28 protein-coding genes are annotated in these 26,372 nt (G+C 64.1%); 19 read left to right on the plus strand and 9 right to left on the minus strand.

The genetic code is table 11. The features are described 5' to 3' along the window. The first annotated feature begins 1 nt into the window (after window position 1). From QA645_RS08735 to QA645_RS08760, 6 genes are all read left to right on the plus strand, one after another. A complete protein-coding gene (locus QA645_RS08735; RefSeq protein WP_283049625.1) occupies window positions 2-808 on the plus strand; it encodes an NAD-dependent protein deacetylase in 807 nt (268 codons plus the stop codon). Between the two features lie 141 nt (window positions 809-949). After that, window positions 950-3,034, plus strand: coding sequence for a hydantoinase/oxoprolinase family protein (locus tag QA645_RS08740; RefSeq protein ID WP_283049626.1), 2,085 nt, complete (start codon window positions 950-952; stop codon window positions 3,032-3,034). Window positions 3,035-3,036: 2 nt separating this feature from the next. Continuing rightward, window positions 3,037-4,692, plus strand: a complete 1,656-nt coding sequence (locus tag QA645_RS08745; protein WP_283049627.1) for a hydantoinase B/oxoprolinase family protein — start codon at window positions 3,037-3,039, stop codon at window positions 4,690-4,692. Window positions 4,693-5,104: 412 nt separating this feature from the next. Continuing rightward, a complete protein-coding gene (locus QA645_RS08750) occupies window positions 5,105-6,820 on the plus strand; it encodes a PQQ-binding-like beta-propeller repeat protein (RefSeq protein ID WP_254133920.1) in 1,716 nt (571 codons plus the stop codon). A gap of 157 nt (window positions 6,821-6,977) precedes the next feature. Continuing rightward, entirely contained in the window at window positions 6,978-7,283 is a 306-nt protein-coding gene (locus QA645_RS08755) for a cytochrome c (RefSeq protein ID WP_254133919.1), read from the plus strand. Window positions 7,284-7,319: 36 nt separating this feature from the next. Then, window positions 7,320-8,087: a transporter substrate-binding domain-containing protein gene (locus tag QA645_RS08760; RefSeq protein ID WP_254133918.1), complete on the plus strand. Its 768-nt coding sequence runs from the start codon at window positions 7,320-7,322 to the stop codon at window positions 8,085-8,087. Window positions 8,088-8,161: 74 nt separating this feature from the next. Here the strand turns inward: QA645_RS08760 and QA645_RS08765 are convergent, their stop codons facing one another. Then, the gene (locus tag QA645_RS08765; protein ID WP_283049629.1) at window positions 8,162-8,806 is read right to left on the minus strand and encodes a glutathione binding-like protein; all 645 of its coding nucleotides are present in this window, start codon (window positions 8,804-8,806) and stop codon (window positions 8,162-8,164) included. A 107-nt stretch (window positions 8,807-8,913) separates the two neighbouring features. On the opposite strand from QA645_RS08765, the gene QA645_RS08770 reads away from it, so the two are divergent. Then, window positions 8,914-9,582, plus strand: coding sequence for a TetR/AcrR family transcriptional regulator (locus tag QA645_RS08770; RefSeq protein ID WP_283049631.1), 669 nt, complete (start codon window positions 8,914-8,916; stop codon window positions 9,580-9,582). A 104-nt stretch (window positions 9,583-9,686) separates the two neighbouring features. Here the strand turns inward: QA645_RS08770 and QA645_RS08775 are convergent, their stop codons facing one another. Next, window positions 9,687-10,604, minus strand: a complete 918-nt coding sequence (locus QA645_RS08775) for a LysR family transcriptional regulator (RefSeq protein WP_254133915.1) — start codon at window positions 10,602-10,604, stop codon at window positions 9,687-9,689. A gap of 126 nt (window positions 10,605-10,730) precedes the next feature. Between QA645_RS08775 and QA645_RS08780 the strand changes: the two genes are divergently transcribed. The 4 genes from QA645_RS08780 to QA645_RS08795 are packed head-to-tail and all read left to right on the plus strand — an operon-like array spanning window position 10,731 to window position 14,753. After that, window positions 10,731-12,110, plus strand: coding sequence for an MFS transporter (locus QA645_RS08780; RefSeq protein ID WP_283049633.1), 1,380 nt, complete (start codon window positions 10,731-10,733; stop codon window positions 12,108-12,110). Window positions 12,111-12,142: 32 nt separating this feature from the next. Continuing rightward, window positions 12,143-13,246: an amidohydrolase family protein gene (locus QA645_RS08785; protein WP_283049635.1), complete on the plus strand. Its 1,104-nt coding sequence runs from the start codon at window positions 12,143-12,145 to the stop codon at window positions 13,244-13,246. After that, window positions 13,243-14,343 carry an amidohydrolase family protein gene (locus QA645_RS08790; protein WP_283049637.1) on the plus strand — a complete coding sequence of 367 codons (1,101 nt, stop codon included), beginning with the start codon at window positions 13,243-13,245 and terminating at the stop codon, window positions 14,341-14,343. The genes QA645_RS08785 and QA645_RS08790 overlap by 4 nt, the downstream gene beginning before the upstream one ends. Then, window positions 14,340-14,753, plus strand: a complete 414-nt coding sequence (locus QA645_RS08795; RefSeq protein ID WP_212298258.1) for a Rieske (2Fe-2S) protein — start codon at window positions 14,340-14,342, stop codon at window positions 14,751-14,753. The genes QA645_RS08790 and QA645_RS08795 overlap by 4 nt, the downstream gene beginning before the upstream one ends. 154 nt (window positions 14,754-14,907) lie before the next feature. Here QA645_RS08795 and QA645_RS08800 read toward each other — a convergent pair whose 3' ends face one another. Then, a complete protein-coding gene (locus tag QA645_RS08800) occupies window positions 14,908-15,873 on the minus strand; it encodes a glyoxylate/hydroxypyruvate reductase A (RefSeq protein ID WP_283049639.1) in 966 nt (321 codons plus the stop codon). A 143-nt stretch (window positions 15,874-16,016) separates the two neighbouring features. On the opposite strand from QA645_RS08800, the gene QA645_RS08805 reads away from it, so the two are divergent. The 4 genes from QA645_RS08805 (at window position 16,017) to QA645_RS08820 (ending at window position 18,850) form a co-directional block, all read left to right on the plus strand. Continuing rightward, window positions 16,017-16,385 (plus strand): YciI family protein, encoded by a 369-nt coding sequence (locus QA645_RS08805; protein WP_129275136.1) that lies wholly within the window; start codon window positions 16,017-16,019, stop codon window positions 16,383-16,385. Beyond that, on the plus strand, window positions 16,382-17,683 hold the full coding sequence (locus QA645_RS08810; protein ID WP_283049642.1) for an RNA polymerase sigma factor: 1,302 nt from the start codon (window positions 16,382-16,384) through the stop codon (window positions 17,681-17,683). Before QA645_RS08805 ends, QA645_RS08810 begins: the two co-directional genes overlap by 4 nt. A 179-nt stretch (window positions 17,684-17,862) precedes the next feature. Further along, window positions 17,863-18,399, plus strand: coding sequence for an SRPBCC family protein (locus QA645_RS08815; RefSeq protein WP_254133909.1), 537 nt, complete (start codon window positions 17,863-17,865; stop codon window positions 18,397-18,399). Window positions 18,400-18,436: 37 nt separating this feature from the next. Beyond that, complete coding sequence (locus tag QA645_RS08820; protein WP_254133908.1) at window positions 18,437-18,850, plus strand: VOC family protein; 414 nt, start codon at window positions 18,437-18,439, stop codon at window positions 18,848-18,850. Between the two features lie 68 nt (window positions 18,851-18,918). Here QA645_RS08820 and QA645_RS08825 read toward each other — a convergent pair whose 3' ends face one another. The 5 genes from QA645_RS08825 to QA645_RS08845 form a co-directional block, all read right to left on the minus strand. After that, window positions 18,919-19,266, minus strand: coding sequence for a hypothetical protein (locus QA645_RS08825; protein WP_283049645.1), 348 nt, complete (start codon window positions 19,264-19,266; stop codon window positions 18,919-18,921). 371 nt (window positions 19,267-19,637) lie between these two features. After that, window positions 19,638-19,820, minus strand: coding sequence for a hypothetical protein (locus tag QA645_RS08830; RefSeq protein WP_254133906.1), 183 nt, complete (start codon window positions 19,818-19,820; stop codon window positions 19,638-19,640). A 105-nt stretch (window positions 19,821-19,925) separates the two neighbouring features. Further along, window positions 19,926-20,474, minus strand: coding sequence for a hypothetical protein (locus QA645_RS08835; RefSeq protein ID WP_283049647.1), 549 nt, complete (start codon window positions 20,472-20,474; stop codon window positions 19,926-19,928). Between the two features lie 81 nt (window positions 20,475-20,555). Beyond that, a complete protein-coding gene (locus QA645_RS08840) occupies window positions 20,556-20,984 on the minus strand; it encodes a hypothetical protein (protein WP_254195247.1) in 429 nt (142 codons plus the stop codon). A 125-nt stretch (window positions 20,985-21,109) separates the two neighbouring features. After that, window positions 21,110-21,898: an SDR family oxidoreductase gene (locus QA645_RS08845; protein WP_283049649.1), complete on the minus strand. Its 789-nt coding sequence runs from the start codon at window positions 21,896-21,898 to the stop codon at window positions 21,110-21,112. A 90-nt stretch (window positions 21,899-21,988) separates the two neighbouring features. On the opposite strand from QA645_RS08845, the gene QA645_RS08850 reads away from it, so the two are divergent. After that, window positions 21,989-22,366 carry a cupin domain-containing protein gene (locus QA645_RS08850; protein WP_283049651.1) on the plus strand — a complete coding sequence of 126 codons (378 nt, stop codon included), beginning with the start codon at window positions 21,989-21,991 and terminating at the stop codon, window positions 22,364-22,366. Between the two features lie 150 nt (window positions 22,367-22,516). Here QA645_RS08850 and QA645_RS08855 read toward each other — a convergent pair whose 3' ends face one another. Beyond that, window positions 22,517-24,181 (minus strand): PAS domain-containing methyl-accepting chemotaxis protein, encoded by a 1,665-nt coding sequence (locus tag QA645_RS08855; protein ID WP_283049653.1) that lies wholly within the window; start codon window positions 24,179-24,181, stop codon window positions 22,517-22,519. A gap of 485 nt (window positions 24,182-24,666) precedes the next feature. Here QA645_RS08855 and QA645_RS08860 point away from each other — a divergent pair, with 485 nt between their 5' ends. The 3 genes from QA645_RS08860 to QA645_RS08870 all read left to right on the plus strand — a co-directional run bounded on the left by QA645_RS08860 (window position 24,667) and on the right by QA645_RS08870 (window position 26,306). Beyond that, entirely contained in the window at window positions 24,667-25,071 is a 405-nt protein-coding gene (locus QA645_RS08860; RefSeq protein ID WP_283049655.1) for a YciI family protein, read from the plus strand. A gap of 46 nt (window positions 25,072-25,117) precedes the next feature. Beyond that, window positions 25,118-25,480, plus strand: a complete 363-nt coding sequence (locus QA645_RS08865; protein WP_254133899.1) for a hypothetical protein — start codon at window positions 25,118-25,120, stop codon at window positions 25,478-25,480. A gap of 85 nt (window positions 25,481-25,565) precedes the next feature. After that, complete coding sequence (locus QA645_RS08870; RefSeq protein WP_283049657.1) at window positions 25,566-26,306, plus strand: TetR/AcrR family transcriptional regulator; 741 nt, start codon at window positions 25,566-25,568, stop codon at window positions 26,304-26,306. Window positions 26,307-26,372: the final 66 nt, after the last annotated feature.

Below are 26,372 nucleotides of genomic sequence, written 5' to 3' on the forward strand. Positions count from 1 at the left end.
CATGACAAACCCTCCGCTCAAGGAATTCGTCGGCCGGCACGAAAAACTGTTCGTGCTGACCGGCGCGGGCTGCAGCACCAATTCGGGCATTCCCGACTATCGCGACAGCCACGGCAACTGGAAGCGCACCCAGCCGGTCAACTTCCAGGCCTTCATGTCCGAAGAGCTTACGCGCCAGCGCTACTGGGCGCGTAGCCTGATCGGCTGGCGGCGATTCGGCCAGGCCCGCCCGAACGATGCGCATCATGCGCTCGCCCGGCTCGAGGCGAATGGGCGGTGCGAGATGCTGCTGACCCAGAATGTCGACCGGCTGCATCAATCCGCCGGCCACCGGCAGGTGATCGATTTGCACGGACGGCTCGATCTCGTCCGCTGCATGGGCTGCGGGGCTAAGACGCCGCGCAACGAATTCCAGGATGCGCTCGGCCGCGCCAATGCGGAATGGCTGACGCTCGATGCGGCGGACGCGCCTGATGGCGACGCCGATCTGGAGCATGCGGATTTCTCCTCGTTCAACGTGCCTGCGTGCGAAGCCTGCGGCGGCATTCTCAAGCCCGACGTCGTGTTCTTCGGAGAAAACGTCCCGCGCGATGTGGTGGCGACCGCGCAGGATCATCTGGCGCAGGCCGACGCGATGCTGATCGTCGGGTCGTCACTGATGGTCTATTCCGGCTTCCGCTTCGTGAAGGCTGCCGCAGATCGCCAGATTCCGATCGCCGCGATCAATCTCGGACGCACCCGCGCCGACGATCTTCTGACGCTCAAGGTCGAGGAGCGCTGCGAGGCGGCGCTTGCATTCCTGCTCTGATCTGATGCGGCGCGAACACGTCTTGCCTATTGCATAGGTGCCAAGCAGAATGGCCTGGTGCAGCGTTCCGAGTGTGCCGGATGGCACGGAAATTGCTGTACTTTTGCCCTCAGTCTTGACGATCAGCCGGAGAATTTTGGAATGCTTGAAGGAGCCGAAGTGCGGCTTGCCGTTGATATCGGTGGCACGTTCACCGACATCGTGCTGGACGTGGGCGAAGTGCGCAAAACCCGCAAGGTGCTGACGACGCCGCAACGGCCCGAACAGGCGGTGCTGGACGGCATGCGTCTCATCCTCACCGATGCGCGCGCGCATATCAGCGACATCGACGTGTTCATCCACGGCACGACGCTGGCGACCAACGCCATCATCGAGCGGCGCGGCGCCAAGACGGCGCTGATCGCGACCGAGGGTTTTCGCGACGTGCTCGATATCGGCACCGAGAGCCGTTACGACCAGTATGACCTCAGCATCGACAAGCCGAAGCCGCTGGCGCCGCGCAGCCTGCGTTTCACCGTGCCCGAGCGCATTGACGCCCATGGCGCGGTTCGCCTCCCGCTGGACGAAGCAGCCGTGCGCGCGCTCGCGCCAAGATTGCGCGAGTTGAAGGTCGAGAGCGTCGCGATCGCGTTCCTGCATTCCTACGCCAATCCCGAGCACGAGCGACGTACTGCCGCGATTTTGGGCGAGGAGATGCCCGGCATCTCCGTGACGGTATCGTCGGCCGTGTGTCCGGAAATCCGCGAATATGAGCGCACGTCCACCGCGGTGGCCAACGCCTATGTGCAGCCGCTGATCGACGGTTATCTCGCCCGCATGGCCGACGCCTTGCAGGTCGAGCAGTTCCGTGGCGCCATCTATCTCGTCACGTCCGGCGGCGGCGTCACCTCGATCGAGACGGCGCGGCGCTTTCCGGTTCGTCTGGTCGAATCCGGCCCCGCTGGCGGCGCCATCTTCGCGGCGCAGATCGCGGCGCGTCTCGGCGAGAGCAAGGTGCTCTCCTTCGACATGGGCGGCACCACGGCAAAGATTTGCCTGATCGAGAAATACCAGCCCGAGACCTCGCGCGTGTTCGAGGTCGATCGTGCCGCGCGCTTCCTCAAGGGCTCCGGCCTGCCGGTGCGCATTCCCGTGATCGAGATGGTCGAGATCGGCGCCGGCGGCGGCTCGATCGCCCATGTCGATGCGATGAAGCGTGTGACCGTCGGCCCCGAGAGCGCGTCCTCCGAACCGGGACCGGCCTGCTACGGCCGCGGCGGCCGGCGTCCGGCCGTGACCGATGCCGACGTCGCGCTCGGCATGATCGACCCCGACACCTTTGCGGCCGGCACGATCAAGCTGGATCCAGAGCTTTCGAAGCAGGCGCTGCTGCGCGATGTCGGCGAGGCGCTGGGCCTGTCGGCGGAAACCGCGGCCTATGCCGTGCACGAGGTCGTCTGCGAGAATATGGCGAGTGCGGCGCGCGTGCATGCGGTCGAGCGTGGCGAGATCGTTGGCCAGCACACGTTGATTGCCTTTGGCGGTGCCGCGCCGCTGCATGCTGCGCGTGTCGCCGAGAAGATCGGCGTGTCCCGCGTGATCGTGCCGTCGAACGCCGGCGTCGGCTCGGCGGTCGGCTTCCTCGCCGCGCCGATCGCCTATGAGCTGGTGCGCAGCCGCCACGTGCGGCTCGACGATTTCGATACGGCTGCAGTTTCCGAACTCCTGCAGGAAATGGTGACCGAAGCGCGTGCGCTGGTCGAGCCCGGCGCTGCCGGCGCGCCGGTGCGCGAGCGCCGCGCCGCGTTCATGCGCTATGTCGGCCAGGGCCACGAGATCACCGTCGAGCTGCCGAACCGGCCGCTGACGTCGGCCGATCTCGCCGGCCTGCGGCAAAAGTTCGAGGCTGATTATTCGGCGATGTTCGAACGTCCGATCCCGGGCGCCGCGATCGAGGTGCTGAGCTGGTCGGTGCTTGCGACGACGGAGGCACGTAATCCCTCTGTTGTCGCCGCCGTCACGCGTAAGCCCGCGGCCAAGGCCTCCGGCAGCCGCAAATTCTTCGACGGCCGGGCAGGCGAGGTGATCGAGATCCCGCTCTATCGCCGCGAGGACATGGCGCCGGGCGCGACGATTGCGGGGCCTGCGGTGATCGCCGAGGACGAAACCTCCACCTTCGTCTCGAACAGTTTCGACGCGCATATCGACGGTGCCGGCAGCATCGTCATGGAACGGAAGGCGGCCTGATCATGAGCAAGACCAAAGGCGCGAGCCTGATCGACCTCCAGATCATGTGGCACCGGCTGATCGCCGTGGTCGAGGAGCAGGGGCAGGTGCTGCTCCGCACCGCGTTCAGCCCGATCGTGCGCGAATGCGGCGACCTCTCGGCCGGCGTGTTCGACCTCAGGGGGCGGATGCTGGCACAGGCCGTGACCGGCACACCCGGTCACGTCAATTCGATGGCGGAATCGGTCAAGCACTTCATCAATCATTTTCCGCTGGAGACGATGAAGCAAGGTGATGCCTACATCACCAACGATCCCTGGATGGGCACCGGCCATCTCAACGACTTCGTCGTCACCACACCCTGCTTCAAGGACGGCAAGATCGTCGCGCTGTTCTCCTGCACCAGCCATCTCATGGACATCGGCGGCATCGGCTTCGGCCCCGACGCCACCGACGTGTTCATGGAGGGGCTCTACATTCCCATGCTGAAGCTGATCGACCAGGGCGTCGTCAACGAGACGCTGATGGCGATGATCCGCACCAACACACGGCTGCCGATCGATACCGAGGGTGACACCTATTCGCTCGCCGGCTGCAACGACGTCGGCTGCGAGCGCCTGGTCGAGATGATGACCGAGTTCGATATCGACACGCTCGACGAGCTCGGCGACTACATCTGCGATCGCTCGCGCGAGGCCGTGCTCGCCGAGATCGCGAAATTGCCGAAGGGAACGTGGCGCAACACCATGGTGGTCGACGGCTACGATGCGCCGGTCACGCTGGCGGCGACGCTGACGATTTCCGACGAAGGCATCCACGTCGATTTCGACGGCACCTCGGCCGCCTCGAAGTTCGGCATCAACGTGCCGCTGTCCTACACCACGGCCTATACCGTGTTCGGCCTCGGCTGCGTCGTTGCCTCGCAGATCCCGAACAATGCCGGCTCGCTCTCGCCGCTGACGGTGTCGGCACCTCTGGGTGCCATCCTGAACGCGCCGAAGCCGGCACCGGTCGCCTCGCGCCACATCATCGGACAGATGCTGCCCGACGTCGTGTTCGGCTGCCTGCGCCAGATCATTCCCGAGCGCGTGCCTGCGGAAGGTACCTCGTGCCTGTGGAATCTCAACGTGCGCGGCCAGACCCGCTCGGGCGTCGGCGGCAATTACGGGTTCTCGATGGCGGTGACGTCCAACGGCGGCACCGGTGCGCGTTTCGGCAAGGATGGCTTGTCCGCGACCGCCTATCCCAGCGGCGTGCGCGGTACGCCGGTCGAGATCGCCGAGACGCAGACGCCGTTGATCTTCTGGCGCAAGGAACTGCGTCCGGATTCCGGCGGAGCAGGGCGTACCCGCGGCGGCCTCGGCCAGATCATCGAGGTCGGTACCGGCATCGACGCGCCCTTCGACATCCTCGCGGCCTTCGATCGCATCGAGCATCCGCCGCGCGGCCGTGACGGCGGCCAGAATGGCGAGGCCGGCTATGTCGGCCTGAAGTCCGGCCAGAAGATGCGCGGCAAGGGCTTTCAGACCATTCCACCGGATGACCGGCTGGTGGTGATGACGCCGGGCGGCGCCGGCATCGGCGCACCGGGCGAGCGCGATCGCGCGGCGGTGCAGGACGATGTCGAGAGCGGGCTGGTGTCTTCGGACAAGGCCATGGCGATCTACGGACGCGGGTGAAGCGCTGACGATCTGGCCTTGCATCGCCTTGATCTTGGCGGTCGTGCACGACCGCCAAGACACTTCCGCCAAGACGACCACCAAGACATTTCGGTCCGGGATTTGTCGATCGAGACGAAACGGTCAGCGCGGCTGCCGTTTTAATTTCGCGTCCGCGCGTCAAATCCGCGCCGTGCGCGCATTCCGTCGTTGCACTCCCCGCGATCCGGCGTACGCTGTGCCCGCGAACAGAAGTACAATCGCAACCACTCCAGTGAACATAGCTCCATTGGCGATATGCGCCGAAAGAGGGGGACATCCGTTGGCACATCATGCCCGACGGAGAGCGATCGACGTATCTTGACCTGCCAACATCCCTCGCAGCGGCGCCTACAAGACGCAATGATCAAACATAAAGCGGGAGGAAGTGCACATGAGGAAGCAGTGGCTTAACTCGGGCTTACCTGTTCTCGTTGCAGCGACACTTGCGGCGTCGGCAGCGTGGGCTCAAGCCGTGGATACTGCCCGGATCGAGTCCGCCGGTCAGAACGATTGGCTCACCTATCACGGTTCGTACAAGTCGTATCACTACAGCCCTCTCTCACAGATCAACACCAGCAATGTGGGCAATCTGGGCGTGGCCTGGATCCACATCCCCGGACGTTCGACCCGGGGGCTGCAATCGATGCCGCTCGCGGCCGATGGCGTGCTCTACTACACCGGCTCCTATAGCCGCACCTTTGCGCTGAACGGCGCTACCGGCGAGGTGATCTGGTCCTACTTCCCGGAGCTGGATGAAGCCCTGGTCGCGCGGCAGACTCATTCGCCCTACAATCGCGGCGCCGCCCTCGGCGAGGGAAAGGTCTATGTGGGGACAATGGATGGCCATCTCATCGCGCTCGACATGAAGAGCGGAAAGGTGATGTGGGACACCAAGCTGATTGATTCCCAGAAACTGACCGTTGGTTTCACCGGAGCACCGCTTTACGCCAAGGGTACGGTGGTGATCGGCGCACAGGGCGGCGAATGGCCGGGCCGAGGCCCGATCTTCGGTGTTGATGCCACCACCGGCAAGAAGAAATGGGAATTCCTGACGGTTGCCGGCACCGACGAAGCCACGAAGACCTGGGGTAATGACTCCTGGCGCACTGGCGGCGGCGGCGGCTGGATGCCGGGCACCTTCGATGCCGAGAACAACACCATCCTGTGGGGCACCGCCAACCCGGCGCCGCTCTACGACTGGTCGGGAGCCGATTACAAGACGCAGGGCGCGCGTCCGGGAGATAATCTCTACACCACCTCGGTGATCGCGCTCGATGTCGATACCGGCAAGCTGAAATCCTATCACCAGGAACTGCCTCACGACGCCTGGGACTTCGACAGCGCGGTCGGCGAGTTCGTGATGCTCGATCGCGACGGCCAGAAGTACGTCGTCCATCCGAACAAGAGCGGATACATCTTCGTCTATGACCGCAACCTCGGCGTCAAGAATGTCTGGCGGATCACGCAGAACAGCAATTTCGTCAAGGACATCGATCCCAAGACGGGTGAGCTGATCGGTCGTCGCGACTTCTCGGCCGGCAAGGTTTCCGAGCCGTTGTGCCCGCACATTTCCGGTGGGGTGAGCTGGAACGCCGGGTCGTACAACCCGAAGACCGGGCTCTATTACAAGCTCGGCCAGGAATGGTGCATGACGCTCGAAGTTCAGAAGACGACTCCGATCGTTGCTCCTCAGGCTCAGCTCAACATTGGCGCCGACTTCAAGATCGCGCCGCCGCCCAGCGGTGAGATCTATGGCCATCTCGACGCGCGCGACCCCATCACCGGCGTCAAGAAGTGGGAAGTGCGTTTCCCTGAACCACCGCTCGGAAGCGTCATGTCGACCGGAGGCAATCTGGTGTTCGTGCCGGATTCGCGAGGCACGGTTCACGCCTATGATGCCGATTCCGGTGCCGAGCTCTGGAGCCACGGCGACGGCACCGGCCATCAGGGCGGCATCATCAGCTATGCCGTCAATGGCAAGCAGTACATCGCGGTCGTTGCCGGCTTCGGCGGTATGGCCTCCGATGATTACGCGCCGACGTTCGGCGGCGTCTACAAGAGCATGCCGCGCGACGACGGCGCGCTTATCGTCTACAGTCTGAAATAAGCCCTCGTGGCGCTGGGAGGGAGCGTCATGACGCTGCTCCCTCCCCCGTCGAAGCGGGGCCGCTGAGCCGCGGCGCCAATTGGATTTCCGAGAGGTAGGTTTGGCCGGTATGCGATTGGCTTGGACCCTTGCGACATTGTCGGCGCCGACACTTGCCGTGCTCCTCACGATTTCAGCCTTGCCGTCCCGCGCGCAGCAGCCTGCGTCGCCCGCGCCGGACAGCGAGCAGCTCGATGTCGGACAGTTGTTCGCGACGACCTGTGGCTGGTGTCACTCCGCCGGCGGTCGTGCGGCCGGCAAGGGGCCGCAGCTCATGGACACCAAGCGAGACGACGACTTCCTGCGCATTCGCATCAAGAACGGCAAGGAAGGCGCCATGCCTGCCTTCGGCGCCGTGTTCAACGATGCGCAGATCGACGAGATCATCAAATACATTCGCGCCCTGAAGCCGAGCGAAGGCTAGGTCGGCAAGAAAGTACGGATCCACACTGGACATCTCATGAAGACCTGTCTCCCCTTCGTGGTCGTCGCACTGTTGGGACTCAACGGTGTGGCGCAGGCCCGCTCCCTCGAGGCGATCCGCGACTCCGGTGTGCTCGGACTATGCGCCCACCCCAACTCGTTGCCCTTCGCCAACAAGGCTGGTGACCCTCCGGGATTTCAGATCGAGCTGGGCAACGCGTTCGCGCGCGAGCTTGGCGTTTCGCTCAGGCCCGACTGGATCATCACTCAGTACCAGATGCGCAGTGCGGGCTGTGACATCTTGCTCGACGTCATCGCCGACCGCGAAGCGCAGGGCGAAACCCGATTGAGGATATCGAAACCGTATTATCGCACGGGCGTCGCGCTCGCGGTGCCCTCATCCAGCGCGCTGACCTCGTTCAAGAGCCTCAACGGGTCGACCAAGGTGGGCGTGCAGGTCGGATCCGTTGCAGCCATGATCATCGGTCAGCGGCGCGTCCCGACATCGACATTCGGATTCGAGACCGACAGCCTCGATGCCGTGTCGAACCATGAGATCGACGCCGCAGCAGTCACGCCGACCGCGGCGAGCTATTTCAATCTGACGCATCCGGACAAGGCGCTCCGGATCCTGGATCGCGACGAAGGCGAGGCCGATCTCAATTGGAACGTCGCTGTCGGCATGCTCCGCCCGGATGATGCGTTGCGCGAAGCCATCGACCGGGCGCTGGAACGGCTTCGGAACGACGGTACGATCGATCGGATCTACGGCCGCTATGGGATCGTGCTGCAAGCCCCGAAATAGCTGATTGCTCGAACAGCGACGTCGTCCAGGCCCAACCGGGACGACGTCGTCATGCGAACCGATAAGCGTCGGCGTTACGCCGCCGCCTTCTTTCGAGCCTGTTCGGCCTTGTACAGCTCGAACTCCTCCGCGATCGCTTTCGCGATCGACGGCCGCTGCCGCAGGCGCTCGTAATAGGCCTTCACGTTCGGCCATTTGGCGAGCTCGATCGGCGGCGTCGCCATGGTCCAGTTGATGACCGTGACGAGATATGCATCAGCGACGCTGAAATGCTCGAGCAGGAACTCGCGCCCCTTCAGGTAGTTGTCGAGATAGTCGAGCCGCGACAGGTTCTTCTCCAGCACGTAGGCTTTCACGTCCTGCGACGCCTTGCGGTCGAGCACAGGCACGAACAGGCCTTTGTGCAGCTCGGTGCCGATGAAGCAGAGCCATTGGTGCAGCCGCGTGCGATCAATGCCTGCCGCCGCGCCGAGGCCCGATTGCGGAAAACGGTCGGCGACATATTGCAGGATCGCCGCGTTCTCGGTCAGCACCACGCCCTCGTCGGTGCGCAGCGTCGGCACCAGGCCGATCGGATTGACGGTGCGAAAGTCGGAGCCGTCGTTGAGCACTTTCTTGGTCGGCGGATCGACTTCGAGATAATTCGCCTCGGCGCCGGCCTCATAGAGCGCGACGCGCGTCGCCATGGAGCAGGCGAGCGGCGAGAAATAGAGATCCATCTGTAGCCTCCTTGGGCAATTCTCTTTGTGAGTGTCGCTCAACCTGGCCAGATTGATTTTTGTACTGTCTTGCATATTATGTCGAAGGTCAAGGATTAACTTGCGAGATGGTACAAAAATCAAAGCCGCCAGCTGCTGCCACTGAACCCGGGCGTCGCGGCGAACCCAAGCGCCGCGGACGGCCGCGCGCCTACGAGCCCGACGTCGCGCTCGGCAAGGCGCTCGACCTGTTTCGCAAGCAGGGCTTTGCCGCGACCTCGCTCGATGATCTCAGTGAAGCCACCGGCATGAATCGCCCGAGCCTTTATGGCGCATTCGGCGACAAGCGCGAGCTCTACATCAAGAGCTACCAGCGCTATCGCGAGGATGCGCGCGCATCGATGGTCGAGATCTTTCGCGAAGAGATGCCGGTGCGCCAGCGGCTGGAGCGTATCTACGCTGCGGCGCTGAATATCTATCTCTCCGGCGAGACCGGCCCGCGCGGCTGTTTCACCGTGGTGACGGCGGCGTCCGAAGCGGTGGGCGACCCGGAGATTCGCGCCATGGTGCTGGAGGGGCTGTCGGAGCTCGACAAGGCTTTCGCGAATTGCTTCCGCCGCGCCAGGGAGAAGGGCGAACTCCCGGCGAGTGCCGATCCCGCCGCACTGGCGCAACTCGCGTCCGCCACCATCCACACCATCGCCATCCGCTCCCGCGCGCGCGTCTCGCGTAAGGAGCTGGAGGGAATCGTGAAGGGCGCGATTGACGTGATGGTAGGAGCAGCCACGAAACCCTGAGCCGTCTCCTTGGGTGTACCAAGCGCCAGCGCGGGCACGTAACCCCAGGAGGCGTTCGGCGACGACTGAGGATTAGAGCTTCGCCCTGAAATTCTTCTCTGGCGTCATGCCTCCCGGCCGAGTGCCGGCGCCGATGTCGCGGCCTCGCGGAAGGCGTCGCGCAGGGAGCCGAGCAGTGTCTGCACCCGAGCGAGGTTGGAGCGCGTGGCGGGAACAAGTGCCTTAACCCAGAGATCGGGGACCTGGAGTTGCGGGAGCATCTCGACCAGCGCGCCGGACTTGAGCCGATCGGCCACGGCGGTGCGCGAAGCAATGGCTATTCCGCTGCCGGCGCACAGGCTGTCGATGACGAGCGCGCCGTTGTTGGTCACGAGGTGCGGCCGAACCGTAACCGTCGTCACGCCGTTGCGCCCTTCGAAGGTCCATGCCGGCCCGATCGGCGAAAACACGATGCAATCGTGATTGACGAGATCACGAGCGTGCCGGGGATGGCCGCGCCGCGCCAGATAAGAGGGCGCCGCACACAGCACGCGTTCGAAGACGTGCAGGGGCTCCTCGAGCACGCCATCGAAGGATGACGGCATCATGGTGAGCACGATGTCAAAGCCTTCCTCGACCGGGTTCACCGTGCGGTCCACCAACACCGCGTCGAGCGTCACGCGCGGGTACTTGATCTGAAACGACGATAGCAATTGCGCAAGGTCGATGATCATCGGCGACGCCGGCGCCTTGATGCGCAACTGGCCTTCGAGCTCGTTCGGGGATCGCATGATCCCCTTCGCCATCTCGTCGTATTCGCGCACGATCTGGCGGACGCTGTCGAGGTAGCGCTCGCCGACCTCGGTCAGCGCAAGACGCCGCGTGCTCCGCCGCAACAGCGTCGTCTTCAGCGACCATTCCAGCTGTCCGACCCGCTTGGTGATGACCGATGGTGCCACTCCAAGCTGTCGGCCCGCCTCTGAGAAGCTTCCGGCCCGTGCCGTCGCCAGAAATGCCTTCATATTCAGCAGGCTATCGGCCATTTAATCCAACCTGGAAAAGATGATCGCTCAAAATAGCATATTCTCCTCCATTCCCGAAGGAAATAGGCTTCCCGGCTACCACAAGCCGTCACCAAAAAACGAACGGCAACGGGGAGGAGGATGAGTATGAGTGCATCCGACATCATCGATGTCACCGATGTCATCGAGCGTCAGCGCCGTAACGGCCTGGTCCTGACGGTTCAGATCCTGTCCACCACGATGATGTTCCTGGACGGTTATGATCTTCAGGCAATGGCCTTTGCCGCGCCGTCGATCATCCGGGACTGGGGCATCGACCGGGCCTCGCTCGGGATCGTCTTCAGTGCAGGCATTTTCGGCATCCTCGTCGGCGGCCTCGTGTTCGGATCGCTCGGCGACCGCATCGGCCGTCGTCTGTCGATCGTGGCCTCCATGCTGGTGTTCGGCAGCTTCACACTGGCGACGGTGTGGGCCAACGACATCACCAGCCTGATCGTGCTTCGCTTCCTCGCAGGCATCGGCATCGGTGGCTTGTCGCCGTTGTGCTACGCGCTCAACCTCGAATATGCGCCTAGCCGGTATCGCGGCACGGCGGTCGCGATCATCATGGTCGGCTATGTCGCGGGCAGCAGCATCGGCGGCTTCATCGCTGCCGGTCTCGTGCCGCACTTCGGCTGGACCATCGTGTTCTGGATCGGCGGCGTGCTGCCCCTGCTGGGCGCTGCGCTGTGCTACTTCGCGCTTCCGGAGTCGATCAAGTTCCTCGTGGTACGCAATCGCGAACCCGCGGAAATCGCGCGCATCCTCAACCGGATCGAGCCCTCGCTCCAAGCGCAGGCGACGACCCGCTTCGTCCTGCGTGACGAGACATCCGGATCTGCCGCCGGCACCGGGCTGACGTCACAACTTGCGACGCTGTTCGACGGACGGCTTGCGGTCATTACCCCATTCCTGTGGGTGGCTTATATCGCGAGCTCGATCACGATGTTCTTCCTCAACAGCTGGACGCCGATCCTGGCGGAAGCGTCGGGGCATACGCCCGCGCAGGCGGCCATGGGCTTGACCGTGTTCAGCCTCGGAGGTGCCGTCGGCGGTCTCACCATTGGGCGAGTGCTCGATCGTTTCGGCGTCATTGCCATAGCGATCGTGCCGCTGATTGCGTCACCGCTGGTCGCTTCGCTCGGCTGGCTCGGTCTTGGTGACAGCACCTACCTGGCGACGATGGTGTGCGTCGGCTTCTTCGTGGTGGGCGGTCACCAGGGCCTGAACAGCTCGGTCGGACAGTTCTATTCCAGCGCCAACCGCACCACGGCCGTCGGCTGGGCGCTGTCGGTCGCCAAGATCGGCTCGATCAGCGGACCGCTGGTCGCCGGGATACTGCTCGCGCAGCATCTGCCCTTCTCGAACCTGTTCCTGCTGGCCGCTCTGCCGCCGCTGGTGATGGCGGCTTGCGTCCTGGTGCTGGGAATCGCGCAGCGCAAGCATGCGGCAGCCGCCCCCAAGATCGATCAGACGGCCGCAGCCTAGACGCGTTGGCGCGAAACGATGGAGTCCGAAACATGAAAATGCCCTTTGCAGGCGCGATCGATTGCGACCTGCATCCGCCGATGCCGAGCATGGCGCAGCTCCTGCCGTATCTCGACGACTACTGGCGCGACCAGATCACCAACCGTGCGATCGACCGGATGTCGTTCGCGATGATGAGCTATCCGCCGAATGCACCGATCACCGCGCGTGCCGATTGGCGCGCCACACAGGCCGGGTCGAGCGATCTCGATAGGCTGCGTGCCCATGTCCTCGACGCTTTCGATCTCCAGTTCGGCATCGCCAACGTGATGCACGGCGCGATCACGCTCTACAACGACGACATGGCGGCAGCGATCTGCCGTGCCGTGAACGACTGGCTGCGGGCGGAATGGCTGGATCGCGAACCGAGGCTGCGCGGGTCCATACTGGTGTCGCCGCAAGATCCGGCGCAGGCCGTTGCCGAGATCGAGCGCCTCGCGCCCGACCGGCGCTTTGTGCAAGTGGTGCTGCCGGTGATGGGCGAAAAGCTGCTCGGCCGGCGCGAATTCTTCCCGCTCTACGAGGCGGCAGAACGGCACGGGTTTGTCATCGCCGTGCATGCAGGCAGCACCTATCGGTACGCGCCGACGATTGTAGGCTGGCCGTCCTATCAGCTCGAGGACTACGTCGCGCAGGCACAGGCTTTCGCCAACCAGACCATAAGCCTTGTCGCAGAGGGTGTGTTCCGTCGCTTTCCGCGCCTCAAGGTCGTGATGCTCGAGTCCGGCGTGAGCTGGCTGCCGATGACCGTGTGGCGCACCGACAAGACCTGGCGCGGCGCGCGGCCGGAGGTGCCGTGGGTGGACCGCTGGCCGTCCACGATCATCCACGAGCATTTGCGCTTCTCGATCCAGCCGTTCGATGCACCCGATGCGACAGCGGTCGCGCAGACGCTCGATCGCATCGGCTCTGACGCGTTGCTGCTGTTCGCCACCGACTATCCGCACTGGCAGTTTGACGGCGACGATGTGCTGCCCGACGGGCTGCCGCCGGACTCGCTGCAGAAGATTCTCATCGACAATGCGCTCGCAACCTATCCCCGCCTGGCGCAGGGCGCGGCCGTCGCCGCCGGGCGAGCGAAGGAGGACGTGAGATGAACGCACCCTTCGTCGAACAAAAGGCCCGGCAGACGTTCGCGGTCGTCGATTGCGACATCCACCCGGCTCACCGCACGCCCGGCGAACTCTTGCCCTATCTCGAACCGCGCTGGCGCGAGCACTATGAGACCCATGGCGTCCATGTGCGGCAGGCGCTGCAGAGCGGGCTGATGTATCCGCGCATGATGGCCGCGGGCATGCGCGCCGATTCGCTCCCCGAGAAGGGCGGTCCCGCGGGGTCGGATCTCGATCTTCTGCGCAAGCAGCATCTCGATCCCGTCAATGTCGAGTTCGGCCTGCTGATGGCGCTCAGCAAGGGGGGCATGGAGGAGCGAAATCCCGGTCTTGCGGCGGCGCTTTCGCGCGCCACCAATGACTGGCAGATCGATCGCTGGGTGCGCGAGGAGCCGCGGCTTCGCGCCGGCATCGTCGTGCCGCAGGAGTTTCCCGAAGCGGCTGTGGCCGAGATCGAACGTTGCGCCGGCGATCGCCGCTATGTGCAGATCATGCTGTCGTCGCGGCCATCGGATCCGCTGGGTCATCGGCGCTATTGGCCGATCTATGAGGCTGCAGAGCGTGCCGGCCTGCCGATCGGGCTGCATCCGGTCGGCTACAATGGCGGTCATCCTTCCACGGGCTCCGGCTGGCCGACCTTCTATTTGCAGGAGCACTATGTCTTCGTGGCCTGCATGGAAGCCCTCGCCAGCAGCCTGATCATCGAGGGCGTGTTCGAACGCTTCCCGAAGCTGAAGGTCGTGTTGGTCGAGGGCGGCTTCGGCTGGGCTCCGGCGCTGGCGTGGCGCATGGACAAGCATTTCGACAAGTTCCGCAAGGAGGTCGCGCATCTCAAGCGGCGTCCCTCGGAATATCTGCGCGAGCACATCTGGTGGACGACACAGCCGATCGAGGAGCCGGCGCAGGCTCGCCATATCGTCGAGATCATCGACTGGATCGGCTGGGATCGCCTGCTTTACTCGTCGGACTATCCGCACTGGGACTACGACAATCCGTCCTTTGCTTTCAAATTCCCCATGACCGAGCAGCAGCGCCGCATGATCTTCAGGGACAATGCTCTGGCATTGTATCGCCTCGCATGAGCCGCCATGTGGTCTGCCCGGCAGCCGAGCTGCCGCCCGGTGCGCGCAAGGTCGTCGTCGTCGACGGGCGCGAGATTGGTGTGTTCAATGTCGAGGGGCGCCTGCATGCGCTGCTCAACCGCTGTCCGCACGGTGGGGCCGCGATCTGCTCTGGCGTGGTCACCGGCCTCAGCCAGTCGTCCGGCCCGGGTGACTATCGCCTCGAACGCCGGGGTGAGTTCTTGCGCTGTCCCTGGCACGGTTGGGAATTCGACATGGCGACCGGCCAATCCTGGTGCGATCCGCGCCGGACCAAGGTGCGCAGCTTCGAGGTGAAGCTCGAAGCCGGTTCCGACCTCGTGATGGGACCCTATGTGGCGGAGCGATATCCCGTCACGGTCGAGGACGCTTATGTCGTCGTCGATTTCTAGGAGGCCGGAGCGCGTCGAGTGAGGTTAGGCGAAGACTCGTCGTTCGGTACTGCGACCGGCCGTGATCAATGGATTCCGCGGTATGGGTCCCCGCGTTCGCGGGGACGGCAATGCGTGTGAGGCGCGAAGCTGCCTCTTCCAGGCGGATCGAGCCCTAATACCCCCGCCCGCGATCCACCACGTTCTCCAGCGCGCCACCCGCCTCGAACCTTGCGATCTGTTCGGCGACATAGGCCGAGATCGCGTCCGCGTCCGTGTCGGCCGCGTTGTGCGGGGTCAGCACCACCTTGGGGTGGGTCCAGAACCGGCTGTCCTTCGGCTGCGGCTCCTGGACGAAGACGTCGAGCGAGGCGGCGCCCAGCGTGCCGTCGTCGAGGCAGGCCAGGATGTCGGCTTCGTTCTGCAGGCCGCCGCGGCCGGCATTGATCAGCACGGGCGCACCGAGCGGGCTGTTGCGGTTGAGCTTGGTGAAGACGTCGCGGTTGAGGATGCCGTGCGTATCCGGCGTCAGCGGCAGCAGCGACACCAGGATGTCGGTCTTGCGCAGGAACGCGTCCATTCCAGCCGTGCCGTGGAAACATTCGACGCCGTCGATCGTGCGCGGGCTGCGGCTCCAGCCGGCGACGCGGAAGCCGAGCCGCTGCAGCACGTCGGCCGCGTCGGCGCCGAGCGTGCCTAATCCCATGACGCCGACCGTGACCGCGCTCGCCGGCCACTGATATTTCGGCTCCCAGCGCTTTGCGCGTTGTGAGTCGCGCAAGTAAAGCTCCTGGCGGTGGTGCATCAGCACGTGCAGCACGACATATTCGGTCATGCGGTTGGTGAGGTCGGGCACGGCGACGCGCACCAGCGGAACGCTGGGTAGGCTCTTGTCGGCCATCAGCGCATCGACGCCGGCGCCGAGGTTGAAGATGGCTCGCAAATTGGGAAAGGAGCCGAGGTCACCCGGTACCGGCTTCCACACCGCGGCATAGTGCACTTCGGCCGGATCGAGCCCGGCATCCGGCAGCAGCACCACGCGGCGGCCGCCGCAGACCGCGTCGAACCGGGCCTTCCAGCGCTCCGGCAGCCAGTTCTGCTGCGTGCTGTTGATCAGGACGGCCAGTGTGCCTTTGGTCATTCGAAGTGCCTCGTGGGTTCCGCTTTTGATGGCCCTCCTTGGCATGATCCGCCGGATTTTTCTTGCAGTTTTTTTCCGCAGCCCTGTCGGGGCGGGGCATAGTGGATCGTCTTTAAAACAAGCGTTCAGGGAAGGTGCTGCCCATGCTTTATGCGATCCTTTGCTATCACGACGAGGACTTCGTCGGCTCCTGGAGCAAGGACCAGGACGAGGCCGTGATGAAGAAGCTCGCTGTGGTGCAGGAGAAGCTCACACAGCAGGGACGGCTCGGGCCGGTGGCCCGGCTGCTGCCGACCACGGCGGCGGCGACCTTGCGCAAGGAAGACCCGCCGCTGGTGCTCGACGGCCCCTATGCCGAGACCAAGGAGCAGCTGCTCGGCTTCTACATCGTCGACTGCAAGAACCTCGACGAGGCGCTCGACGTCGCGCGCGACCTTGGCGCTGCCAACCCCGGCGGCGCCTATGAGGTGCGGCCCGTCGGCGTATTCCGCCCCGGAGGAATTTCGGCGTGAGCGACACTGATACCGCTTGGATCGAGACCGCGCTGACCTCGGCGCGACCCCAGGCGGTGGGTGCGCTACTCCGCTATTTCCGCGATCTCGATACGGCCGAGGAGGCGTTTCAGAACGCCTGCCTGCGCGCGCTCAAGACGTGGCCGCAGAACGGGCCTCCGCGCGATCCCGCGGCCTGGCTGATCATGGTCGGCCGCAACGTCGCGATCGACGAGGTGCGTCGCACCCGCAAGCAGCAGCCGCTGCCGGAGGACGACCAGGCGATCTCCGATCTCGACGATGCCGAAGGCGCGCTCGCCGAGCGGCTCGACGGTTCGCACTACCGCGACGATATCTTGCGGCTGATGTTCATCTGCTGCCATCCGCAACTGCCGGCGACGCAGCAGATCGCGCTTGCGCTGCGCATCGTGTCAGGCCTGACCGTCAAGCAAATCGCGCGCGCCTTCCTGGTCTCCGACGCGGCGATGGAGCAGCGCATCACCCGCGCCAAGGCCAAGGTCGCCGAGGCCGGGACGCCGTTCGAAACGCCCGGTGCGATCGAGCGCTCCGAGCGGCTCGCCGGTGTCGCTGCGATGATCTATCTGATTTTCAACGAGGGCTATTCGGCGAGCGGCGACACCGCCGAGATCCGCAAGCCGTTGTGCGAGGAGGCGATCCGGCTGGCGCGGTTGTTGCTGCGCCTGTTCCAGAGCGAGCCGGAGATCATGGGGCTGACGGCGCTGATCCTGTTGCAGCACGCGCGCAGCGCAGCGCGCTTTGCCGCGGACGGTTCGCTGATCCTGCTCGATGACCAGGACCGTTCGCTGTGGAACCGCACCATGATCGCGGAGGGCCTCGCGCTGATCGACAAGGCGATGCGCCATCGCCGCAGCGGGCCCTACCAGATCCAGGCCGCGATCGCCGCATTGCATGCGCGCGCGGCGACGCCGGAGGAGACCGACTGGACCCAGATCGACCTGCTCTACGGCGCGCTCGAAGTGGTGCAGCCGTCGCCGGTGGTGACGCTCAACCGCGCGGTCGCGGTCTCCAAGGTGCGCGGGCCGCAGGCCGCGCTCGACCTGATCGAGCCGCTGGCGCCCAAGCTGGCCAATTATTTCCATTTCTACGGCGTGCGCGGCGCCTTCCTGATGCAGCTCGGCCGTAACGACGAAGCCCGGGTCGCCTTCGACCGCGCCATCGCGCTGGCCAACACCTCGGCCGAGGCCGCCCACATCCGCATGCACATTGATCGGCTGATCCGGGACAGCCAGCCGAAGGGAGCCAATGGCGGGGCCAGGCAGGGCGCCAAGGCGAAGTGACGGCCAACTCTCTCCTCGGCGTCATGCCCGGGCTTGACCTGGGCACCCACGTCTTTCTTCGCCAAGAACGTGGATGGCCGGGACAAGCCCGGCCATGACGACCCAATCAAATTATTCGTTCCGAATTGTCGGCCGCCGTCGTCTCCCTTCGTCTTAATCCCGTATCCAGGGAGTCATTCATGCTGAAAGCCATTGCCATTGTCGCCATCGTGCTCGCGGTCGGGATCGCGGGCGTCCTCGTCTTCGCATTGACAAAGCCCGACACGTTCCGTGTCGAGCGCTCGCTCGCGCTGAAGGCGCCGGCCGAGGCGATCTATCCGCTCGTCTCCGATTTCCACTTCTGGACCAGCTGGTCGCCCTATGAAGGGCGCGACCCCGCCATGAAGCGCACTTACGGGGGAACTGTGAAAGGGAAGGGCGCGACCTATGCCTGGGATGGCAACAACAATGTTGGTGCCGGCCATATGGAGATCCTCGAGGCGAGCACGCCGTCGAAACTCCGCATCAAGCTCGATTTCGAACGGCCTTTCGAAGGTCACAACACCGCCGAGTTCACCTTTGTGCCGCAAGGCGATGCCACACTGGTCACATGGGCGATGTATGGTCCGGCTCCCTTCATGTCCAAGGTGATGCAGGTCTTCATCAACATGGACACCATGATCGGCAAGGACTTCGAGGCCGGCCTCGCCAGCCTGAAGAAGCTCACCGAGAAGTAATGCCAGCCACCGCCCAGAAGCAAAGAGGAGAGAAGCGATGCTCAATCCCTATCTGTTCTATCAGGACACCTGCGAAGCGGCGTTCAACCATTACGCCAAGGTGCTCGGCGGCAAGATCGAGATGATGATGCGCGCGAGCGAAGGGCCCGCCGATATGCAACCTTCACCCGGACGGGAGAAGATGATCATGCATGCGCGGATGTCGCTGCCCGGCGGGAACGTCCTGATGGCCTCCGACGCGCCGCCTGATCACTACCACAAGCCGCAGGGCTTTGCGGTCTCGATCACCGTTGCGGATCCCGCGGAGGGCGAACGCAAGTTCAACGCGCTCGCCGACGGCGGAACCGTCACCATGCCCTTCGCCAAGACGTTCTGGGCCAAGGGCTTCGGCATGTGCGTCGACAAGTTCGGCATTCCCTGGATGGTGAACTGCCCCGCCGAAGGAATGTGAGCGCGACGCTCCGTTGCCTCCCCGAGCTGGCTTCCTCTCTCGATGTCTTGAGAGAGGAAGCGCCCTCGTCAGCGGATCGATCCGGTGACGTCCTCACCCGGCGGCTGCGTCACGCAGCTCCGGCAGATCACGAGCTTCGAGCCGAGCTGCCTGTCGTTCTCGGCCTCGATCTCGCTCTGGACCGCCCACCAAGCGTCGGAGTAGGGACGCAGCGTGCCCAGCACCCGTTGCCGCTCAATATTGGGATCGCTCTCCGGTGCCGTGTGATTGGCAAGGCGGCGTTTTGTGACAGCTGGACGATTGGGATTCTGACCGAGCCCGTCCCATGCGATCGGACGATGCTCCGCCGCCGGCGCGCTTGCGCATCCCACGAGCGCTGCGCAAAAACTGAGCAAGACGAGAATGTGTCGAGCCATCCCGGGCCTTCCGTGCGGTACACCACGCGAATTCGCGTGAAAAACTTTGCGTCGCAACGCGTACACGGGACTTGAGGGAAAACGACGTCACCGGCATGGCCGAAAGGAGATTCGTGCGCGCGATTCACTTTGCGGAAGCGCGCAAGCGTGTTTGTGACACGAAGCGAATTGCATCGCACAACAACTGGCGCAAGATTAGGCTGTGAACTTCGCGTCCGAATCGCTAAGTTTGTTCACAATACCTACAAATTAGGGTGGGCGTGACTTGGAAGGGAGCGACCGATGGCAGCGGCGCTACAAATCAATTTTGCTCTTTGGGGAATGCTGATCTGCGCCAGCGTGAAGCTCGCGCCGGTGATGCAGATTCTCTTTTACTGAGAGAAAAACCAGCCCGCCACGGCCACGGCTCCCTGTGCGAGCACGTAGAGCCAGCCGACCGTTGCGACCGCGCTCGTGACAAGGAACGTCAGGGTGAAGGCCTGATCGCTCCCTTTCCGCTGAAGTGATGACTGAGCTTGCGAATCGACAGGTCCGTCGGTGCTGATGCTTGTCATGAATTCCCCTGCGGACATCGGTGTCGCCGTGTTTATCTATGTCAGCTCAACCTTGGCTTTAGTGTGACGTAGCTCACGCGAAGCTTGTGGACGCAGCATCGTGCATCAGCTGATGAACAGCGCGATCAGCATGAAGCTCATGCCCATCACGACGATCATGGGAACCACGAGATTGCGTTGCCGCGCGTGATGACGTGGCGGGAGCTTTCGCCGCTGCGGCGTCTCGCGCATTTGCGACGCAGGTTCCGATGGCACGAGCGAGACCTTGGCGTCCGAGCCCATGTACTTCACATACAACTCGAGCAGCCGCAGTTCGGAGGTCAGGTCGATCAGGCCCTCGCGGTCACGCCGCGTCAGCTCTTCGAATTCGCGGGTTTCTTCCGAACTCAGCGGGCCGAGGACGATCCGCCCCTCATCCGACAGGCGGTAGCGAAAATCGATGGACTCCATATGCGTCCCATTTGAAAATGACTGATCTTGAAAATGTGGAACCATTATATTCCGCGACCGCTGCCGGGATATGACGGTCGCGCAGTCATCGCGATGCGCGACGACCCCGGTCTGGCCAGCATCATCATAAACGCCAGGAGAAAGCGGGAAATCGCGTAAATTGTGCACGCATTGCGATGTAGTTGAGCGGATTTCGCGTTCCAAGGGCCGGAATCATCGGCCGATGCCTAATCGTCGGACAGCAGGGGATTCTTCGCGGTCAGACCGTCGCCCGTCGTCGCGACGTCATCGACAACGCGGATAGATCGCGGCGAGGTCGCGTCCCTTCAGCAACAGCAGGCGCGAGGTGAGGCCGCCGTGACGGCTGATCCAGTCGCGAACCGGACCCGGATAGGCCGCAAGCACGGCTTCGGATGCTTCCGGCTCGGCATAGAAGCGTCCGCGCCGGTCGACCGAACGCGCCGCGTGGAAACCAAGCACGGCACGTTTGGTGACGCAGATGCGCTCGCCCGGCACGATACTGAGAACCAGCGTGCAGGCGGACAGGCAGGGACCGTCGATCACCACGCGGTCGCCGCTCTCGCGCACCTTCTCGAACAGATCGAGGAATGGCCCGACCTGTCCGCCGGGGCTCTGGATGATGCGGATCTCGGCTTTGGCGGGAACGGAAGCGAGCAAAGCTGTCGATATCGCGAACAGGGCGAGGCGTCGCATGGCGTCTCCACAAACTCAATCTCGGAGGGTGCGCAAAGGTGCGCAAGCGCCGTGCCCACCATTGTCACCTCGAATTGTTCAGATTGTGGGCACGCTGCGCTTTGCCTACCCTACGAGATCTGTGCCTACCCGTTCCGCCGTTCGCCGCGCAGCGTCGGCAGGCCGATGCCGGCCGCATCGAAGCCGCCATCGACGGCCAAAATTTGGCCGGTGATGTAGCTCGCGCGCTCCGAGCACAGGAAGAAGATCGCTTCCGCGAGTTCCTCCTCCAGGCCGTAGCGGTTGAGCGGGATGGCGTCGTGATAGTCGGCGCGGATCTCCTTGGAGTGCACCTGCTTCGCCATCGCGGTGTCGACCGGCCCTGGCGCTACCGCATTGACGCGGATGTTGAGCGAGGCCAGCTCGACCGCGAGCTGCTTGGTGAGATGCGCAAGTCCAGCCTTGCTGGTGCCGTAGGCCGAGCGCAGCGTCGAGGCGCGCACGGCCGAGATCGAGGTGATGTTGACGATGGCGCCGCCGCCTTGCTCGCGCATCAGCGGCGCGGCCGCCTTCGTGCAGAGGAACGGGCCGTTGAGGTTGACCGCCATGATCCGGTTCCAGTCGGCATCGCTGGTCTCCAGCACGGGGGCAAACACGGCAACGCCGGCATTGTTGACCAGCGCATCGAGGCGGCCGAAGCGGTCCATGATCACCGCCATCGCAGCGCCCACGGCTGCCGTATCGGATACGTCGCAGGTGATCGCCAGCGTCGTCTCGCCGCGTCCGATCTCGGTGACCGCCCGGCCGAGCAACTCTCCCTCGATGTCGAGCAGCGCCACGCGCCAGCCCTCGGCCAGGAATTTCTTCGCAGTCGCAAGCCCGATGCCGCGTGCGGCTCCGGTGACGAGGGCGACTTTTTGCGGGGCCTGCGGCATTTGCTATTCTGTCCTGTGTTCGAAAGGGGAGGGCATCCCCTGGGATTGGTCTTTTACTTCGCTTTGACCCCGACGAGAAAGGCCCTGACCATGCTCATCGCTCCCAGCGCGAACCCGCTCGAGGAATGGCGGCCGGGTGTGAAGACGCGCATGGTGACATCCGCGCGCAATGGCGCAACCGCGCTCTGCATCTTCGAGCAATGGGTCGATCCCGGCACGGGGGCGCCGACGCATAGCCATCCGGTCGAGGAGGTGCTGACCGTGCGCGAGGGCGAGGCCGAGATGTGGATCGAGGGTGAACGGATCGCGGTCACGGCCGGCCAGTCGCTGCTGGTCCCCGCCGGCCGTCAGCACGGCTTTCGCAATTCGGGCACGGCGACGCTCCACATCCATGCCGTGCTGGCCGCCCCGGTGTTCGAGGCGTTGCCGGAAGGAGCAAGCGAAGCGACGCGGCGGTGGGAGCGGTAAGGGGCGGCAACCTCAATCGTGGTCCGTCACCCCTGAGGTGCCGGAGCGAAGCGGAAGCCTGGAAGAGCGACGGCCCGGCCGCATTCGTCCTGCGAGGCTCACCGTGCTTTGCACGGCGAGCGCTTCAGGATGACGTGGAGGGCGTTTGCTCTACGACAGTTCCGCCGACGCGCGCTGCATGTTCGCCGACATGTCCGCGGTCACGGCGCTCTGCTCCTCGACCGCGGCGGCGGTCGAGGCGATGAACTCGTTGACGCCGGCGATCGCGATCTTGATCGCTGTCAGTGAGCTCGCGACGTCGCCGGAAATGGTGTTCAGCGCGTCGATTTCGGAGGTGATCGTGTCGGTCGCCTGCTTGGCCTGGTTGGCGAGGTTCTTCACCTCGGAGGCGACCACGGCGAAGCCCCGGCCGGCTTCACCCGCACGCGCGGATTCGATCGTGGCGTTGAGTGCGAGCAGATTGATCTGGCTGGTGATGCCGGCGATCATCTCGACGATGCCGCTCATGGCCTGCGCGGCCGCGTTCAGCCGCTGCGCCTGGCCGTCGGCGGCGTCGACCCTCGTGGTCGCAACCTTGGAGTTCTCGCGCGACTTCGCCATGGTCGCGGAGATCTCGCGGATCGAGGCGCTCATCTGCTCGCTGCCGGCCGCGACCGCTTCGATCAACCCGCGGGCATTGTCGGCCTTCTTTCGGCCGATCGCCTGCGCGGTGATGTCGGTGGCGTATTTCACCACCTTGTAGGGCTTGCCGTTGAGGTCGAAGATCGGATTGTACGACGCCTGGATCCAGATCTCGCGGCCGCCCTTGGCGAGCCGCTTGTACTCGGCGGCCTGGTATTCGCCGCGATTGAGCGTCTCCCAGAACTGGCGGTAGGCGGCCGAATTCTTTTCGTTCGGCTCGACGAACATGGAGTGGTGCTGGCCCTTGATCTCGGCCAGCGAATAGCCCATCGCGCTCAGGAAATTCTGGTTGGCGGTGCGGATGGTGCCGTCCATGTTGAACTCGATCACCGCCTGCGACTTCTGGATCGCGGCGAGCTGGCCGTCATTGTCGGCGGCCTTCATCTTCTGCGCGGTGACGTCGGTTGCGAACTTCACCACCTTGAACGGCCGGCCCATCTCGTCGAGGATCGGGTTGTAGGTCGCGAGAATCCAGATCTCCTTGCCGCCCTTGCCGAGCCGCTTGTATTCGGCGGCTTCGAACTGGCCGCGGTTCAGCCGCGCCCAAAAATCGGCATAGGCGGAGCCGGCGCGATCCTCCGGCGTCACGAACATGCTGTGATGCTTGCCCTGGATCTCGTCGAGCGAATAGCCCACTGCATTGAGGAAGTTGTCGTTGGCGGTGACGATGGTGCCGTCCATGTTGAACTCGATGACGGCCTGGGCACGGCTGATCGCAGCGAGCTTGCCCGCTTCCTCCATGCTCCTCATCTTGTACGCCGTGATGTCGGTGGCGAACTTGATGAAGCTGACGACCTTGCCGCTCTCGTCGAGCAGCGGCGCGTAGGAGGCGTGGACCCAGACTTCCCTGCCATCCTTGCCGTAGCGCCTGTATTGCGTGGTCTGGAACTCGCCGCGGTTCAGGCTGGCCCAGAAATCGCGGTAGCGGGCGCTCTCGCGCTCGGCCGGGCTCACGAAGATGCTGTGATGCTTGCCCCTGATCTCCGCGAGCGAATAGCCGCTCATCTTCAGCAGATTTTCATTGGCATCGAGAATGGTGCCGTCGAGACCGAACTCGATCACCGCCTGCGACCGGTCGAGCGCCTCGACCTCAGCGACTGCGTGCCTGACTTTCTTGCTCTGAAAATTGAACAATTGATGCTCCGCAATGATTTGGGGCGGTTCATGAATCACGGTACCGCCACGTTTGATCTGAAAAGTTGCATGAGCGGATTGAGCAACTGTAAACAACTGCACACAGCTGCGGGCCTTCCGTAATTTCACGTGTGATTCCGATGTCGTTCAGTTCACGCGCGTTCTGGCTTCATAAGCACGGCGGGGTTCATACGAGTGCGTGCGTCCGTCCGTAGTTGTACGGTCGCGTTTTGAAAAATATGTTCTGCCGCGACGAGCTGTCGCGTGCCCATCCGCCTGGCCGCGGTTTGGCGCCTGCACGCCGCCGGATGAGTCGCAATGACCTCCGGAATAATTTTCACGGCTCTGTCGGCCTTGTAGAACGCCGTTCGTCTTACAAGGGAGTGCGGGCCATGTGGTCCGCTGATCTTCCCGCCATTCCGTGGTGCGCTTCGCGGCGCATGTCGCGGCGCGCCATGTGGAATGACGGGGCCAGTGAGGACCGTATGCGATTCATGATGCTGATGATCCCGCTCGGCTACGAGACCGCGCCGGCGGACGTGCAACTCGATCCCGAACGCGTCGCCGCGATGATGCGCTACAACGAGGCGCTGAAGGATGCCGGCGTGCTGATCACGCTGGACGGCCTGCATCCGCCGTCAATGGGCGCCCGCGTCTCGTTTGCCACCGGCCTGCCTGTCGTGACCGACGGCCCGTTCGCGGAAGCCAAAGAAGTGCTGGGCGGCTATTGGATGATCGAGGTCGGCTCGCGCGAGGAGGCGATCGCCTGGGCGAAGAAGTGCCCGGCTTCCGCCAATGAGATCATCGAGATCCGCCAGGTGCAGGAAATGTCCGATTTCCCGCCGGAGGTGCAGGCGGCCGCCGCCGGTTTTGACGATCTGAAGACCTAGCGGCCGCGACATCGCGGCATCAAACGATCAACAAGGGAGCGAACCGATGAGCACCGACACCTATCTCGCCGTTTTCCTCGGCAGCAAGGACAGCCCGAAATTTGCTGCGTGGAATGCGATGTCCGACGCCGAGCGCAAGGCCAAGGAGATGGAGGGCATGGCAGCCTGGAAGGGCTGGGTCGAGAAGCACCAAGGCGCGATCCAGGCCATGGGCGGCCCGCTCGGCAAGACCAAGAAGGTCGATGCCAAGGGCGTCGCCGACATCGCCAACGAGATGGGCGCCTTCACCGTGGTCCGCGCCGCCTCGCACGAGGCCGCGGCCAAGATGTTCGAGAACCACCCGCATTTCGCGATCTTCCCCGGCGAGCGGGTCGAGATCATGCCGGTGCTGCCGATCCCGGGTGGCTAGGCTGCGCCTTTGCGGGAAATACGGGTTCACCAAAACCCGCCCCTGCTAGTGACCTTCACGCGCGGCTCATGTAAAAGTTGTTCACATGAGCTGGCGCAAGGAGCAGCGCCGCGCCGAGCGCGGCTATCACCACGGCAATCTGAAGGAAGCACTTCTGCAGGCCGCCCTCGGGCTGATCGCCGAGAAGGGCGCGGCCGGGTTCACCTTTGCCGATGCCGCGCGCATGGCCGGCGTCAGCGCGGCGGCGCCTTACCGGCATTTTCGCGACCGTGACGAACTGCTGTCCTCGATCGCCCAGCGTGGTTTTGAGCAGTTCGAAGCGCGTCTCACGGCAGCCTGGGACGATGGGCGCCCCGACACCGTCACCGCGTTCGAGCGTGTCGGCCGGGCCTATCTCGCCTTCGCCCGCGAGGAGCCCGCTTTCTACAACGCGATGTTCGAATCCGGCCTGCCGGTCGATGCCAATGCGGCGCTGCAGGCCGCAAGCGAGCGTGCTTTCAACGTCATTCGCGCCGCCGCGGAGCGTCTTGCGGCGCTGGCGCCGCCCGGCACGCCGCGTCCGCCGGCGATGATGATGGCCCTGCACATCTGGTCGATGGCGCATGGCGTCGCCTCGCTGTTCTCGCGCGGGGACGCCGCGCGACGAAAGCTGCCGATGTCGCCGGACGAACTGCTAGAGGCCGAGGTGCTGATCTATCTGCGCGGCCTCGGCTTCCCGACCGACCGCAGGCCGCAGGCGAAAAGCGCCGAGCCGCCGCCGGTGCCGCCGGAGGCTCCCTCCGGTTCCGGAGTGCCGCCGGGCGGGCCTTGGGGCAAGCCGAAATAAAGTTGCGCAAATAATTACGAGACCGTGTTTGGCGGTCAGCTTGACAAAATCGCGGGATGGTCTAGC

The sequence above is a fragment of the Bradyrhizobium sp. CIAT3101 genome (genome assembly GCF_029714945.1).
GTDB lineage: Bacteria > Pseudomonadota > Alphaproteobacteria > Rhizobiales > Xanthobacteraceae > Bradyrhizobium.